The following is a 15,355-nucleotide window of genomic DNA, read 5'->3' as shown; positions in this document are numbered from 1 at the left end:
AAAAATCCCCTCTGCCATCCTGGCAGAGGGGATCTGTATTTTTAGCGATAAACGCTGTTACTATGCGAATCTTGGCTTCAGTTCATTAGCCAGTGTAACCATTTTTTTCAGGCCATCTTCAGGCAGGTTACCTTTTTTGAACTCAGCGAGTACTTCTGGTAAACGTACCTGCATTTCATTCAGGAACGCTTCTTCGAAAGCACGAACCTGTTTAACAGGAACGTCGCGCAGTAAACCGTTGGTACCAAGGTAAATTACTGCAACCTGTTTTTCTACGGCATACGGGCTGAACTGGGCCTGTTTCAGGATCTCCACGTTACGTGCACCCTTGTCGATAACCGCTTTGGTAGCAGCATCCAGGTCGCCACCGAATTTGGAGAAAGCTTCCATTTCACGGTATTGTGCCTGATCGAGTTTCAGGGTACCGGATACTTTCTTCATGGATTTGATCTGCGCGTTACCACCCACGCGGCTTACAGAGATACCTACGTTGATAGCAGGACGGATACCGGCGTTGAACAGGTTACCTTCCAGGAAGATCTGACCATCGGTGATGGAGATTACGTTGGTAGGAATATATGCAGATACGTCACTTGCCTGTGTTTCGATGATAGGCAATGCAGTCAGGGAACCACCGCCTTTCACCAGGTGTTTGATAGATTCAGGCAGATCGTTCATCTGTTTTGCGATAGCATCATTGTTGATGATCTTAGCGGCACGCTCGAGCAAACGGCTATGCAGGTAGAATACGTCACCAGGATATGCTTCACGACCCGGAGGGCGTTTCAGCAGCAGGGACACCTCACGGTAAGCAACCGCCTGTTTGGACAGGTCATCATAAACGATCAGTGCAGGGCGGCCTGAATCACGGAAGAACTCCCCGATGGCAGCACCGGCAAACGGAGCGTAGAACTGCAGCGGTGCAGGATCAGCAGCGTTTGCAGCTACGATGGTAGTATAAGCCATAGCGCCTGCTTCCTGTAATGTTTTCATTACACCGGCAACAGTAGATGCTTTCTGGCCAATAGCTACGTATATGCAATAAACAGGTTTACCTGCATCGTAAAATTCTTTCTGGTTGATGATCGTATCGATACAGATAGCTGTTTTACCTGTCTGACGGTCACCGATTACCAGCTCACGCTGTCCACGGCCTACAGGGATCATGGCATCGATCGCCTTTACACCTGTTTGCAGTGGCTCTTTTACCGGTTCACGGTACAATACACCGGGTGCTTTACGCTCCAGCGGCATTTCATACAGTTCACCTTTGATAGGGCCTTTACCATCTATCGGCTCGCCCAGTGTATTGATTACGCGGCCAACAACACCTTCTCCCACGTTAATGGAAGCGATCTTGCTGGTACGGCGTACTTTATCACCTTCTTTAATACCTGCTGACTGACCCATCAATACCACACCCACATTGTCTTCTTCCAGGTTCAGTGCAATTGCTTTTACACCATTGCTGAATTCTACCAGTTCACCGTAACCTACATTGCCCAGTCCATATATGCGGGCAATACCATCACCCACCTGCAATACAGTGCCCACCTCTTCCAGGTCGGCAGAAGCATTGAAGTTGCTTAACTGCTGGCGTAAAATCGCCGAAATTTCATCAGGTTTAATATCAACCATAATTATGATTTTAAAAAAAGTCGTTAAAGAAAATTAGTATAACGACAACAGCTTTGCGTGTACGCAGCGGCTGCTGTATTGATTAACGTAATTCAGATACGTAAATATTCTTGTTAAACTGTTGCTTGATATCTTTCAGATCACGCAGGATAGAAGCATCAAACAACTGGTCGTTGGCTTCAAGTACAAAACCACCGATCAGCTCAGGATTTACGGCTGTTTCCAGCTGTACCTGCTGAGTGGTTTCACTGGCAATCTTCTGTTTGATCACATCCAGTGTAGTGTTATCCAAAGCAACAGCAGTGGTGATTTTCACCGGGCTGATGTTTTTCAGCACCATGTACTGGCGTGCAAACTCGGTGGTCATTTCAGCCAGCGCGCTTTCACGGCCTTTGCTTACCAGCAGGTTTACAAAAGAACTGGTAGTAGCGCTGATACGGCCTTCAAATATGGCGGCCAGTATTTTCTGTTTCTTATCGGCCTTTATGATAGGGCTTTTAAGCAAACTCACCACATCAGGGTTGCTTTTCATCACCTGTTGTAAGAACAGCATGTCTGTATGCACCACTTCCAGCTGGTTCAGTTCCTGAGCCAGGCCTATCAATGATTTTGCATACCGGGATGCTAAACGGGGATTCTGCATATTAAAAAAGCTTTAGCTTGCAACGTTCAGCGTTAGCTGTTTAACAGCCGGCGCCAGCCGCTGGTATCTTAGTTCAATTTGATTTCTTCTGCCAGTTGTTTCACGTAACCTTCCTGTGCTGCTTTATCAGCCAGTTCCCTTCTCAGTACTTTTTCAGCTACTTCGATCACGAGATTGCCTACCTGGTTCTTCACATCCGTTAACGCTGCCATTTTCTGGTTTTCGATAGCAGTGTATGCTTCACTGATGATCTTCTTTGCTTCTGCCTGCGCCTGCGTTTTGGCTTCGCTGATGATCATGTCTTTCGCCTCTTTTGCTTCTTTCAGGATCTTGCTTCTTTCAGCTTTAGCTTCCGCCAGCACATGCTCATGTTCAGCTTTCATCTGGGCCATTTCTTCCTTCACTCTTTCTGCAGTGGCAATAGAGTCGGTAATGGAACCTTCTCTTTCCTTCAGGGTAGCGAGGATTGGAGTCCAGGCAAATTTTTTCAGGATCAGGAAAACGACGATGAAAATGAATAATGAAATAAGAAACAAGCCTAACGCGGGTTGCAACAGATCCATATAATTAGAATTTTATTTTTTTTATGTTGATGTTTTCTGGATTCAGGTAGATTGATGATTCGCCTGTAATAAAAGATTACTGCATCCATTGCCCTGTGCGCCGGATGCAGTAAAAAGTTTGGCTTACAGAACTACCGCCAACAGACCAGCGATTACACCGAAGAGAGCAACACCCTCAACCAGCGCAGCAGCCAGGATCATGTTCGCACGGATGTCGTTAGCAGCTTCTGGTTGACGAGCAATAGACTCCAGAGCGCTCTTACCGATGTTACCAACACCAATACCAGCAGCGATAGCCGCGATACCAGCACCAACAGCACCACCAGCTTTAGCCAGACCAGATGCAGCAGCAGCCTGCAATAAAATAGACAAAAGTGCCATAATGAATATGTATTTGAATTATAAAAAATTTCGAACTAATAAGCGGTTGGTATCTAACTTTCGGGCAAAGGCTTAAAAGCTAATTCCGTATGCTTAGTGGTGGTGTGCCTCATCATGTGCACCTTCCATGGCCTGGCCAATAAATACGGCTGTCAGGTTAGCAAAGATGAACGCCTGGATAAATGCTACCAGCAGTTCCAGCATCATCATCACGATATTAAACAGAACAGTGATAGGCAGGAAGCCATAACCAGCTACCTTGTTTAAAGATCCAAAAATGAACACCAGGGATATAATACTCAGGATAATAATGTGACCTGCCAGGATATTGGCAAATAACCTGATCATCAGAGATACCGGTTTGGTAAATACGCCGATCAGCTCTACCGGCGCCAGGATGAACTTAACCCCAAAAGGAACCGGAGGATTGAAAATGTGACCCCAGAAATGTTTATTGGTGCTGAACATAGTGGCAATAAAGCTGATGATAGCCAATGCCGCCGTTACTGCCAGGTTACCCGTTACGTTGGCGGAGCCAGGCAACAGACCCAACAGGTTGTTGATCAGGATAAAAAAGAATATTGTCAGAATGAAAGGCGTATACCTTTCTGCATGTTTACCGGGAATATTAGGCCTTACCACTTCATCACGCATGAAAATGATCACCGGCTCTATAAGGCTCTGGAAACCTTTCGGGGCTTTCTTTGAACCACGTACCCTGTAAGCCTTTGCTACGCTCAGCATCAGGATCACCAGCAATACAGCGGCAATGATCATGGAAGTGATATTCTTGGTCATTGAAAAATCGTAGATCTTTTCATCGGTAGGGTTGCCATTGGCATCTACTGCAATCACCTTACCATCCATGTATTTGGCCGGATCCAGCCCTTTTTCATGCAGGTAGTGCGAATTTACCAGCTGGTAACCATCGTACGCTTTATGACCATGCTCAAATTTAGAAGAGGAAAATACAGAAGTGCCACGTGCAGGGTTGTAAATGATCACCGGTAAGGGGATAGTTACATGGGTGTCGCCCATACTGAACAGGTGCCAGTCGTGGGCATCCTTTACGTGTCCGAGAATTACTTCCTTAGCATCAAATTTTTTAGTCTCACCTTCTTCTCCCCCCTTACCTTCTTCTCCTTCATGAGGTGCAGCTGCCGCTGTTTCATGGTGGGAAACCTCCTGTGCAAAGGAAAAATTACTAAAACTGTGAAGGCCTAAAACCATCACAAGTGCTACCATTCTATGTTTGAACCAATTGAAAGAAATCACCGTTTTCTGAAATTTTGCGCAAAGATACTCGTTTTTATCTTCAAAATTAAGCGACTACGGAAAAAAAGTAAGATATATTGTAATTACATTGATAACCAGGCTATTGCGGGTTAAAAATGCCCCTTTTTTTAATTAAAAAAGGCCATTGAAAACAACAGTCCCGGAAACTATTTTCATATTAATATTTTCATCATTCATCCAGCCTCCGCTTTGCTCCTCTCCGGCTGGTTATCACATAAGCTTCTCACACCTTGCTCACATTAAACTGCATGCTATACAGTTTGAAATAAAAACCTTCCAGTTTCAGCAACTCATCATGGGTACCCATCTCCTTAATTTCCCCCTTATCCAGCACGATAATTTTATCGGCCTTGCTGATAGTGGAAAGCCGGTGGGCAATAATAATAGCCGTGCGGTCGGCAATCAGCTTGTCTATCGCCTGCTGTATCATCATTTCCGATTCGGTATCCACAGAAGAAGTGGCCTCATCCAGTACCAGGATAGCCGGGTCGTATAACAACGCCCGCACAAAAGAGATCAGCTGCCGCTGCCCCAGGGAAAGCGTGCTTCCCCGCTCCATCACCTGGTAATCGTATCCACCAGGAAGCTGCATAATGAAATCATGGATCCCTATCAGCCTGGAAGCCTCTTCTACCTTTGCCCTGCTGATGTTACTGTTATGCAGGGTAATATTATCATAAATAGACCCGGCAAACAGGAACACATCCTGCAATACCACCCCTATCTTACTGCGCAACGATTCCAGGGAATAAGCTGGCAGCTCAATATCATCTATCTTAATACTTCCCTTCTGTATTTCATATAACCTGTTAAGAATACTGATAATAGTGGTTTTACCGGAACCGGTATGCCCCACAATTGCCACCGTATTACCGGGCTTTGCATGAAAACTGATATTTTTCAGCACATAACGCTCATCTACATACGCAAAGCTCACATTGTCAAAAGTGATAGCCCCTTTCATGTTTCCGGCCGACTGATGCCCTCTGTCCGGAATATAATCCTGGTTGTCGAGCACTTTGAATACCCGTTCACTGGCCACCATACCCATCTGCAGCGTATTGAACTTATCTGCCAGCATGCGCAGCGGCCGGAACAGCATATTCAGGTACATGATGAAAGCGATCATCACCCCCTGGGTAACCTCGTAATTCAGTACCTTGTTGGCTCCCCACCATACCATTAACCCCAGCGAAATGGCCAGGATAATTTCCACAACCGGGAAAAAGACAGAATAGGCAAAAATGGCATCGATATTGGCTTTGCGGTGCTCCTTATTGATATGCTTAAAACGGGCAAACTCTCTTTTTTCAGCGGTAAAAGCCTGTACCACCACCATTCCTGTAAGATGCTCCTGCACAAAGGCATTCAGCGCCGATACCGCGTTACGTACCCTGTAAAAGGATTTATTCACGCTTTCCTTGAAGATGTATGTGGCAAAGATGAGCACCGGGAAAGGCGACAGGCTGATGAGGGTCAGCCGCCAGTCTTCCATAAACATCACTACCAGTATGGCAATGATCATTAACAGATCTGCCACAATAGAAATGATACCTTCTGAAAACACATCATTGATGGCCTCAATATCATTGATAGTCCTGGTGGTAAGCGTACCAATGGGGGTTTTATCAAAGAACGCCAGGTTCAGGTGCACAATCTTTTTATATACCGTTACCCGCAGGTCTTTTACCACAGATTGTCCCAGCCAGTTGGTGAGATAGGAAAAATAGAACCGCACCACGGTTTCCAGCAGTAACAACCCGATTTGCACAATCGTTACCAGGACCAGCATCTGCATCAGCTGACCGGCTATATACTTATCTACCGTTACCTGGATCAGGTAAGGGCGTAAAGGGGAAATAGCGGCCAGTACCACCGTTAATATCATGGAGATGTAGAAGGATCGTTTGTAAGGGGCCGCGAATGAGAAGATGCGCCGTAATAAACTGAAGTCAAATACTTTCTTTACCGCAAGATTTTCCAATGTGCCAGGTTTAAACTACGCAACAAACCTACGATAAAAAATAATTACGCAGGACTTACTGCGAATGTCGGGTACACAAAAAAAGAAGGCGCAGGAGTCCTGCGCCTTCCGGGAAAATAATTTATAACCCTTATTTCTTTTCGTCTTTCATAATCTGCTTGTAGGCCTTAATAAATATGGCGCCCAGGTTTTTATGCGGCGGCACATAATCGCTGAAAAGGTCTTTGTTGCGGGCATCACCGGCAAACCGTTTGGTGAGCTGCGCCCACATGATTACCCAGTCCACATTCTTGCCGGAACGCACCTGGTCTTCCAGGCTGTGGATAATAGGTTCGTTTACAAAACGGGTACCCACCTGTTTGGAGGAGATGATATGCGCCTCCGGCGATTTTTCCAACACGGTAGCCAGGTTATGATAACCGCCACAGGATCCCAGCACCACTATCTTGGCTGAGCTTTGCAGGTTATCCAGGGTGGTATTGATATGATAGCTATGTCCGCGGTGAATGAAGATAGTAGGATGGATATCGTTTTCATCCAGGTATTCAGACAGTTTGGAAATAGCTTCTTTATCCGCAGGCTCATCTGTTGGCAGGTTTGCGTAAATAGTAGTGGGCTTGCCTTTCAGCGAGGTGATGGTAGTCCAGTATTTATTTTTGCTTACTCTCCAATCGGACGAAGGGAAGTTGGTCATGAAGCTGGCGTACGACTCCTGGCCGTCTTTATCTCCATAAAAAAATACCTGCTGGTACACCCTTCCGCTATCGCTCTCAAGTGTATTAAAGGTAACGTAGTTGATAGGCGGCAACTGCAGCTTAGCAGCCATATCCGTGGCTTTGGACGAATCATTTTCTGACTTCGATTCGGTTTCAAACAGGCTGCTGAGCAGCTGGTAAATAACGGTTCCGCGTTTATCGTTATGCTTTCTTACATAGTTCAGATTCTTCTTTACCTCCTCGCGAAGGAATTCCAGCAGTTTCTCATCGCGGATACTGCCAAAGGAGTTGGCCACATCCACGGCATCTTCCAGGTCTTCGGTCTTTTCCAGGTTCTGCACGTATTTCTGCATGAGATAGTTGGAATTTTCCGGGGCCATGGACTTCAGAAAATTATCCAGCGTATTGAAACCGGCAGCCATGGCAATGAACTTTTTGAAACGGTCGAAATTCACCATCATCAGTAAGCTGTCGCCACGCGGAGGCTTCATGCGGAGCATCATCTGGTCGTACAGGCCGGCATTATTGTGATTGGTATAACTCGAAGTGTACAGTTCTTCCTGACCGTTGATGATCAGGTAATACAGTTCTTCCGGCGTAAAGTTCTTGACGATGGCAAACCTTACCGGGGCAGGCTCTTCATGCAGGTCGTTTACAGAGCGGATATACAGCAGCGATTTTGCCTGCATGTTTTCCATCATGGCCTTCAGGCCGTATGGATTTTGTCCGTCGCTTTTCATTTTCTGCAAGGCGATAGTGGACTTCACCATCTGTTTGAAATACTGGTAGTCGTTGTCTACTATGGGCTCCAGTTTCTCCACGGTAGTGGTACCGGCCAGGAGCTCGTCGATGAAAGGCAGTATCCTGGTGCTTTGGGGCGACTGCCCTATACGCACAATCTGTTGTACAATCGGATCCTGGTTACGTTTGATAGCATTGGCCATCGGGGTGTAGGAAGTAGCATAGGTAAGTATCTGGTTGGGATATTTACGCGCTACGGCTGCCACAATGGAATCAGTGCCCGGGTAATTAAGATAATCCGCCAGTTTGGGCATTACCGTTTCCAGGTTATTGAAGGCATATTTGGAGAATACCTGTCCCCTGGCATCTTTGTAGCCGGGGTTATCATGAAACGATTCGATGATCCTTTCGGATGCTTCATAAGAAAGGTTATTGATATAAGGCAGGATACTCTTCCCTTTAATATCGGCATGCATCATATTGCGGAAGGCAGCCACCATGGCGGGAGCTTCTTCCGGATCAATTTTACTGCGCGCCCGCTTCTGGTTGTAATCTTTCACCATTACATAAATAGCGGAGAGATACTTTACCTTCAACCGGTGATCCAGTGAATCGTTGTCCTCTATTTCCTGCTGCATATCATCCACCTCTTTTATCAGGGCGTTGGTCACCTGCAGGTTGATGGTCTGATCCTCCGAAACTTTCACGAGGTCATCCGCTTTCCCGTCAAATTTGGCGGCAGCGGCCTGCTCTTTATCGATGTTGTCATGAAACCCTTGTCTGCTGATTGGAATCGGATGGTGACTGCTTTGCGCCTGCATGTGGCTTGCTGCCAATACAGTCAGCGCGATTACTAATAAAAATCTTCTCATACTAAATGTGATCTTTTCCCAGGGACCAGATAGCAAATTTACAACCAAATACAGAGTTTGCCAGCATTTGGTTACTATCTATTGTTTTTTAAGAGGAAATATATTCATAATATTTCATATGTAAATAGATGATCCGGGTTTGGCTGATATTATCTTCAGAAAAACACAGAACGGTTTACTTTTTTCATAATCATATAGCTATGAATAGCGAATAGTTGTCATATTGACACTGCATCATTATTTGGCGTACCTTGTTGTGGAACGCGGAAAACCAGTCTGATATTGAATTAACAATTTCATAATGTTAATTTTCCATTAATCACGGAGATGGCTTTATAATTTTGTCCCGTCTTTTTAAAAGCAAAATTTATGATAGACCAAGCGGTTGCAGGAAAAATTCTGGTAGTAGATGACGAGTTGGATATTCTGGAAATTATCAGTTACAATCTTAAAACAGCAGGTTACGATACCGTAACGGCGAAAGATGGTAGCGAGGCTATCCAGAAAGCAAAGATATTCAGACCGGATCTGATTATGCTGGATATCATGATGCCGAACAAGAACGGGATCGATACCTGCCGCGAAATCAGGAAAATCCCTGAGTTCAAAGACACGATGGTATTGTTTCTAACTGCGCTCAATGATGAAAAATCGGAAGTAGACGGGTTAAATATGGGAGCAGACGATTACATTGCCAAACCCATTAAACCTAAGTTACTGGTAAGCCGTATCAATGCGCTTTTCCGCCGTTTACACAAACCCGAGGAAACCCGCGTAACACTGGGCGACCTGATCATCGACCGGGAAAAGTTCACTGTTACATACAAAGGGCAGGAAATCATCCTGGCAAAGAAAGAGTTTGAGCTGTTGCAGTTACTGGCGTCCAAACCCGGCCGTGTATTCCTGCGCAACGAGATCCTTAACCAGGTATGGGGTACCGAAGTGATTGTGGGCGACCGTACCATCGATGTGCATATCCGTAAGATACGCCAGAAAATAGGCATCGATTTAATCACGACCGTAAAAGGTGTAGGCTATAAATTTGAAATGTAGTCTACCGCCTGTTAGCCTTTAGCTGCCGGCATTCCCGCCGCAGCGTATTCAAATCCCACCAAAACATATTCGCCGGCAGCTAAATACTGCTGGTTAAAAGCTATTACTGTTGTCAAATAAAAAATTTAAAGTAATTTCCCATTATTACCTTAATTACTCACTTTGGAGTATGTTTAAAGCAAAAAACCTGTCCCCCCAGAAGTTAGCGGGGTTTACAGCCCTTATCATATCTGCCGTTATTGCACTGGGCAGCCTGGTAATAGATGGCAACTGGAAAGTGGTAGTGGGAGCTTTTGTGCTTACTTTCCTCGTGTCATATTACCTCTATCTTTATACCCTGCAGAATTTCATTTACAGGAAGATAAAGCTGATCTACAAATTCATTTACCAGACCAAAGCGTCGAAACGGGAAGAGTTCTTCCAGAAAAATATTCTTCCGTTGAAAACCATTGAAGAGGTAAGTGAAGATGTAGAAAAATGGGCCAGCCAGAAAAAAGAAGAACTGGAGAACCTCCGCAGGAATGAAGAGTTCCGCAAGGAATTCCTGCTGAACCTTTCCCATGAGCTGAAAACGCCCATTTTTGCCGTTCAGGGCTATATTCACACACTGCTGGATGGCGCGCTGGAAGATCCCAACGTAAATAAGCTGTTCCTGAAAAATGCTACCAAGAACATCGACCGCCTTTGCCGGCTGATCGATGACCTGGATGAAATATCCAAACTGGAAAGCGGGGAAATGACCGTGAATGCAGAAGTATTCGTTATCCAGGACCTGATAAAGGATGTATTTGATACCCTGTCGCTGAAAGCCAATACCAAAGGCATTAAGTTCAGTATCAAAAAAGGCTGCGAAGCGCCACAGCCGGTATATGCCGACAAAGAAAAGATCCGGCAGGTGCTCATTAACCTGGTCGATAACTCAATTAAATACGGCAAACCCGATGGCCATACCATTGCCAGCATTTACAGCATGGATGGCAAAAGAGTGCTGATAGAAATTTCCGACGATGGTATAGGGATGGCAGAAGAACACCTGCCTCGTGTATTTGAACGGTTTTACCGTACCGACAGGGCCCGTAGCCGCGACATTGGCGGCACCGGCCTGGGCCTGGCCATTGTTAAGCATATCGTGGAAGCCCACGATCAGTCCATTACCGTACGCAGCAAACCCGAAATAGGCAGTACGTTCGGGTTTACAATGGAATCAGGAAGAGAATAAATTAATCATTACCGATAAAGAAGAAGCTGTCTCATAAATATTGAGGCAGCTTCTTTCGTTTATAATAATATTTCCGTCAATTTGATTTGAAAATTAAAAACCAAGGGTTCGCCAGCCATTTTAAGCAGCCTTCTTACGAAGATTATGTGCTAATGCTAATAATCCGGCTTCAATACTCACTTTGTCCAGCCCTCGCATCATAAATCGCTTAAATAGGTGATTATGCTTGATATTAGCAAAAACAGGTTCGGTGTCATGGCATCTTTGCTTACGTTTTTCGATGCCCCGCTTGGTTTTCAGCCTTTTTTCTGCTCGCCGTTTTAAGCGGTTTAAATTGTGATTTACCTCGATTATTCGATTCCCTTTTTGCCCATGGCAATCACTCCGTAATGGACATCCATTACATTTTCCAGCTTTATACCTGGTGATGGTTTGCTTAAAGCCAGCCTTAGTAAGATGCTGGTGACTACCAATATTTTTCATCGTTTTCCCAGACGGACAGATATATTTGTCTTTTTCCTGATCATAGGTAAGTTTATCTGTCCTATATGGGTTTTTATTCCGGCTATTTCCATGTTGATCACGGTCAAAATGATTATACTTTACATAGGCCGTAATACGTTTTTTTTCAAGCCATTCGTAGTTTTGTTCACTTCCGTATCCTGCATCAGCCGTGATATTGGAAGGCATTTTCCCATACTGGCGTCTAAATATATTCAGATGCCCCTGCAGGGTATTGGTATCAGTGGTATTCTGATGAAGACTGTAATTGACAATGTATTGGTTATTAGTGCTTATCTGTAGGTTATATGCTGGTTTTAATTGTCCGTTTTTCATATGATCTTCCTTCATTCGCATAAAAGTGGCATCTTCATCTGTTTTGCTATAGCTGCTTCTGTCATCCCCCATTATGTTTTCCTGTTCGGCATAACGCGCTAGTGCAGAAGGCCAATTTTTCTTAGCATAGTTTAATCTCTGCCTTATTTTTTTATCTATTGGTTTGTCTTTTAATGCCTCATTTATCGTGGCTATTGTTTGCTCAATTTTTTCACTGGCAATTTTATCAAAGCCCGATGGATCGTGATCGTCATCTAACTCGGCAGCAGCAATAGATTGAGCGTATTGCCATAATTCATTCAGCTGCTGCTGCATTTTTGCCTTGTTGTTTTTTATGGAATTGCCCCATACAAAAGTGTATCTGTTTGCATTGGCTTCTATTTTTGTGCCGTCGGTGTAAAGTTCTTTCAAACTCAAAACTCCTTCTTCACATAATAGTAATACTACCTGCGTAAAGATAGGTTGCAAGGTTTTTTGAAGACGTTGGCCCCGGAATCGGTTAATTGTATTGTGATCGGGCTTACTCATGCCACTTAACCACATAAAGTTGATATTCTGATGAAGGGCTTCCTCTATCTTGCGACTACTATATATATTATTTATATATGCAAAAACCAGTACCTTCAGCAACATTCGGGGATGATAGTTACTTGCCCCTCCTGGTTTATACTGCTGCATTAACTGCCCAATGTCTACTTTGTCCAGAATATCGCTGACTACCCGTACAGGGTGATTTTGAGCCACCAGCTCACTTAAATCAGGAGGTAGGAGCATTCCCTGATACTGGTGATTGCTCTTAAAGGACACTACTAATGATTTTCCTCTTGCCATAAATTAAAAATAGGCAATCATTTTGGCTGCAAATACCCCAAAATCAAAATATTTATCAACCACCAACGTGGATAAATGGACCCTAATTAGTAAATAAAAAAAGGCTGCATCATTTATTTATGAGACAGCCTCTTCTTTATAAACCGTACTGTTAAAAGCGATACTGCATCCTGCAGGTAAGCACATTATCTTTCAGGTCATCTTTATATCCTTGCAGTTCCGTGCTTTCATTGGTAACCCAGTCGTAGTACACCATGAATTTCAGGTGTTCATTGGCATAGTAGAGGTAACCGATGCCTACCGTGTTATAGCGTATATCCGCGGGGGTTAGCCCTGCACCCGGGACGCCGATCTCTTTACCTTTTACCTTTGTGTTAGGATCGTACCAGTCGTACTTCAATACTGCCTGGTGTTTTACACTACCGAGGTTTTGAATATAATAAAGATATGCGCCGTCAAAACTGCGGATATACAGCGGTTGTAAACTTCCGTCTGCCGCAACAGGGATAGTGCCCGGCGTTTCAGTGGTGGACGCTGTGGCTGTTTGTTTTCCCCGTAGATACTCTGCGCGGAACTGGGTATAGCCCCTCTTTTCACCATTGGAGATCTTCCATTGTACATCTGCCCCGAAATAATGCCGGGGAGCGATTTTCCCTACATTAACCGTTGAAGAATCCACCATAAAAACAGGCTTCCCGCCGGTTGCCCCCATGGTATAAATTTGCCTGGTAAACTGCTGCATGCCGCCATATAGTACAGAGGCGCCACCCGATAACTGGCTCTTTGTTCCCTTTATTTTCTGAGGTTTTATGGCGATACGCCCGATAAAATCTTTATGGCTGTCGAAATCAGTGGTAGCTGTCAGCCCCTGCCCGTTAAATGCGCCCGCATCTATTTTCAGGAAACGCAGGGGATGATCCTTACGGCGTGGCTCAAAGGAGATCATTGCTCCCAGGTCCCGCTCTGTCCGCATCAGGATCTGTGACATCCGCCCACGCTCAGGGGTTTCACGGTCGGCCGACGACAGGTTCACTTCATAACCAAACGGGCGGGCGAACATTCCCCCCACCAGTGAGAACAAATTAAATTTCGTCTCAAAAAAACGACCATAGAAGTCCCGGATATTTACACCTCTTTCAGTACCATCGAACTGGAAAGCAAACTGCACCACCGGCATGTCTTCCTTGTTATAGCGTTCGTAATCCACCCGGATACGTCCGCGACGCAGGGTAAAGCGGTTATCGGAGGCTCCCGGGAAATTCCCTGCCGCATAGCTTTGGGCGCCCCTCGACTGCGCCATCTGGAATTGCGGCTGGATATACCCGCTGAACCGCAGTGCATCATATTTCATATACATGGATATCATCCCCTTCCCCATTTCGGTAGTGGTATCTATCATATCCATCAGAAATTGCGCACGGGCAGTTCCCGTGAAACATAACATCAAAATAACGATCGGAAAAATTCTGGCAGTGCGCATCAGGTACTAAAATTATTGCGCAAAAGTATAGAATTAGCCATTATTTAATCCAGTTGTTTATGCTAAAGCGGGTAAATCGTTAACAGCTCGTTAATCCATTCCTGTTGCGGCCGGCTTATCTGTTGCCTTCGGGCTTTAAAGTAAATTAGGTTACTCCAAAAATTACGCCTCCATGAAACCATCAACTTTTAACCATTGGGAGAAAAAATTGCAACTGGCTATTTCATTATCCCATGACGATCCCCAGGGCGACCGTGGCCTTAAGGAAGTAGCTGCACTGATCAGCGAATCTGTGGATAACTTCTCGCATAAATTTGCAGAGATGTACGGGACTTCTTACATGCATTTCACAAAAAGACGGAGAGTGGAAGCAGGTGCAGGATACCTCCGGCACAGTGATTACAGTGTGGGAATGATCAGTGAAATGTGCGGGTATACACAATCCAGCTTTACCAAAGCATTCAGAGAATTTTTTAATGAAGCCCCCATCAGCTTCCGCAACCGGCTTCACCTGGAAAGTGAGAAGAATACGCTGGAACGCACCAAAAGTGCCTCCACACCACATGATGATCCACAGCATCTCATTTTCACTACAGACCGTACGGAAGACATCAGGCTGCAGGATTACCTGCTGTACTATAATATCCTCCCCAGGAACGGCGGCGACCCGGTGAGAACAATGGTGGAATACCTCAGTAACTACCAGAAGCAGCTTTACGCCATTAAAACATCTCTGGAACTGCCCGGCGCCATGATCATCACAGGTACCCTGGACATAGTGCCCGTTACCGATTATTCAAAAATGATGATGTATGTAGGTATTATGATTCCCATGCAAAACAAGTACGATAAAGCCCACAATCAGGTGCGAAGCTCATTCCAGCAACCATACAGCCTTTTTACGAAACGTGTTCCAGGCGGTCATTATAAAAAACTGCCGGTGCCCATGAACTTCGCAGCGGCCGGCCTGCCCATGTACGAGTTTATTAACAACAGCTGCCGTGCAGGATACTTCAAAATGAGCGGTAACCACTTCTTCATTTCTCTGACAGGCGAAAATGATTCTGAAATCTATATTCCCTGGCAGAAACGGTAAAAGAT

At 45.1% G+C, this 15,355-nt stretch carries 12 protein-coding genes; 3 read left to right on the top strand and 9 right to left on the bottom strand.

What is annotated here, in order from left to right:
- Positions 1-60: 60 nt before the first annotated feature.
- The 7 genes from atpA to FN124_RS15005 all read right to left on the bottom strand — a co-directional run bounded on the left by atpA (position 61) and on the right by FN124_RS15005 (position 8,834).
- Entirely contained in the window at positions 61-1,638 is a 1,578-nt protein-coding gene (gene atpA, locus FN124_RS15035; protein ID WP_142685645.1) for a F0F1 ATP synthase subunit alpha, read from the bottom strand.
- An 82-nt stretch (positions 1,639-1,720) separates the two neighbouring features.
- Complete coding sequence (atpH, locus tag FN124_RS15030; protein ID WP_142685644.1) at positions 1,721-2,281, bottom strand: ATP synthase F1 subunit delta; 561 nt, start codon at positions 2,279-2,281, stop codon at positions 1,721-1,723.
- 68 nt (positions 2,282-2,349) lie between these two features.
- Positions 2,350-2,844, bottom strand: coding sequence for a F0F1 ATP synthase subunit B (atpF, locus tag FN124_RS15025; protein WP_142685643.1), 495 nt, complete (start codon positions 2,842-2,844; stop codon positions 2,350-2,352).
- Positions 2,845-2,967: 123 nt separating this feature from the next.
- Positions 2,968-3,225, bottom strand: a complete 258-nt coding sequence (gene atpE / locus FN124_RS15020; RefSeq protein WP_079471016.1) for an ATP synthase F0 subunit C — start codon at positions 3,223-3,225, stop codon at positions 2,968-2,970.
- 93 nt (positions 3,226-3,318) lie between these two features.
- Positions 3,319-4,470 carry a F0F1 ATP synthase subunit A gene (atpB, locus tag FN124_RS15015; protein ID WP_260607461.1) on the bottom strand — a complete coding sequence of 384 codons (1,152 nt, stop codon included), beginning with the start codon at positions 4,468-4,470 and terminating at the stop codon, positions 3,319-3,321.
- Positions 4,471-4,744: 274 nt separating this feature from the next.
- Positions 4,745-6,505: an ABC transporter ATP-binding protein gene (locus FN124_RS15010; RefSeq protein ID WP_142685641.1), complete on the bottom strand. Its 1,761-nt coding sequence runs from the start codon at positions 6,503-6,505 to the stop codon at positions 4,745-4,747.
- Positions 6,506-6,635: 130 nt separating this feature from the next.
- A complete protein-coding gene (locus tag FN124_RS15005; RefSeq protein ID WP_142685640.1) occupies positions 6,636-8,834 on the bottom strand; it encodes a hypothetical protein in 2,199 nt (732 codons plus the stop codon).
- Positions 8,835-9,203: 369 nt separating this feature from the next.
- Between FN124_RS15005 and FN124_RS15000 the strand changes: the two genes are divergently transcribed.
- Both FN124_RS15000 and FN124_RS14995 read left to right on the top strand, forming a co-directional pair.
- On the top strand, positions 9,204-9,887 hold the full coding sequence (locus FN124_RS15000; RefSeq protein ID WP_079471020.1) for a response regulator transcription factor: 684 nt from the start codon (positions 9,204-9,206) through the stop codon (positions 9,885-9,887).
- A 169-nt stretch (positions 9,888-10,056) separates the two neighbouring features.
- Positions 10,057-11,106 (top strand): sensor histidine kinase, encoded by a 1,050-nt coding sequence (locus tag FN124_RS14995; RefSeq protein WP_185937222.1) that lies wholly within the window; start codon positions 10,057-10,059, stop codon positions 11,104-11,106.
- A gap of 120 nt (positions 11,107-11,226) precedes the next feature.
- Here FN124_RS14995 and FN124_RS14990 read toward each other — a convergent pair whose 3' ends face one another.
- Both FN124_RS14990 and FN124_RS14985 read right to left on the bottom strand, forming a co-directional pair.
- The gene (locus FN124_RS14990) at positions 11,227-12,774 is read right to left on the bottom strand and encodes an IS1182 family transposase (RefSeq protein ID WP_142683762.1); all 1,548 of its coding nucleotides are present in this window, start codon (positions 12,772-12,774) and stop codon (positions 11,227-11,229) included.
- Positions 12,775-12,925: 151 nt separating this feature from the next.
- Positions 12,926-14,173 (bottom strand): porin, encoded by a 1,248-nt coding sequence (locus tag FN124_RS14985; RefSeq protein ID WP_260607460.1) that lies wholly within the window; start codon positions 14,171-14,173, stop codon positions 12,926-12,928.
- Between the two features lie 253 nt (positions 14,174-14,426).
- Here FN124_RS14985 and FN124_RS14980 point away from each other — a divergent pair, with 253 nt between their 5' ends.
- Entirely contained in the window at positions 14,427-15,350 is a 924-nt protein-coding gene (locus tag FN124_RS14980; RefSeq protein WP_142685637.1) for a helix-turn-helix transcriptional regulator, read from the top strand.
- Positions 15,351-15,355: the final 5 nt, after the last annotated feature.

It is taken from the genome of Chitinophaga polysaccharea (genome assembly GCF_902150045.1).
In the GTDB taxonomy this organism is placed as follows: Bacteria; Bacteroidota; Bacteroidia; order Chitinophagales; family Chitinophagaceae; genus Chitinophaga; species Chitinophaga polysaccharea_A.
This window is presented reverse-complemented; position numbering and strand designations above follow the sequence as displayed.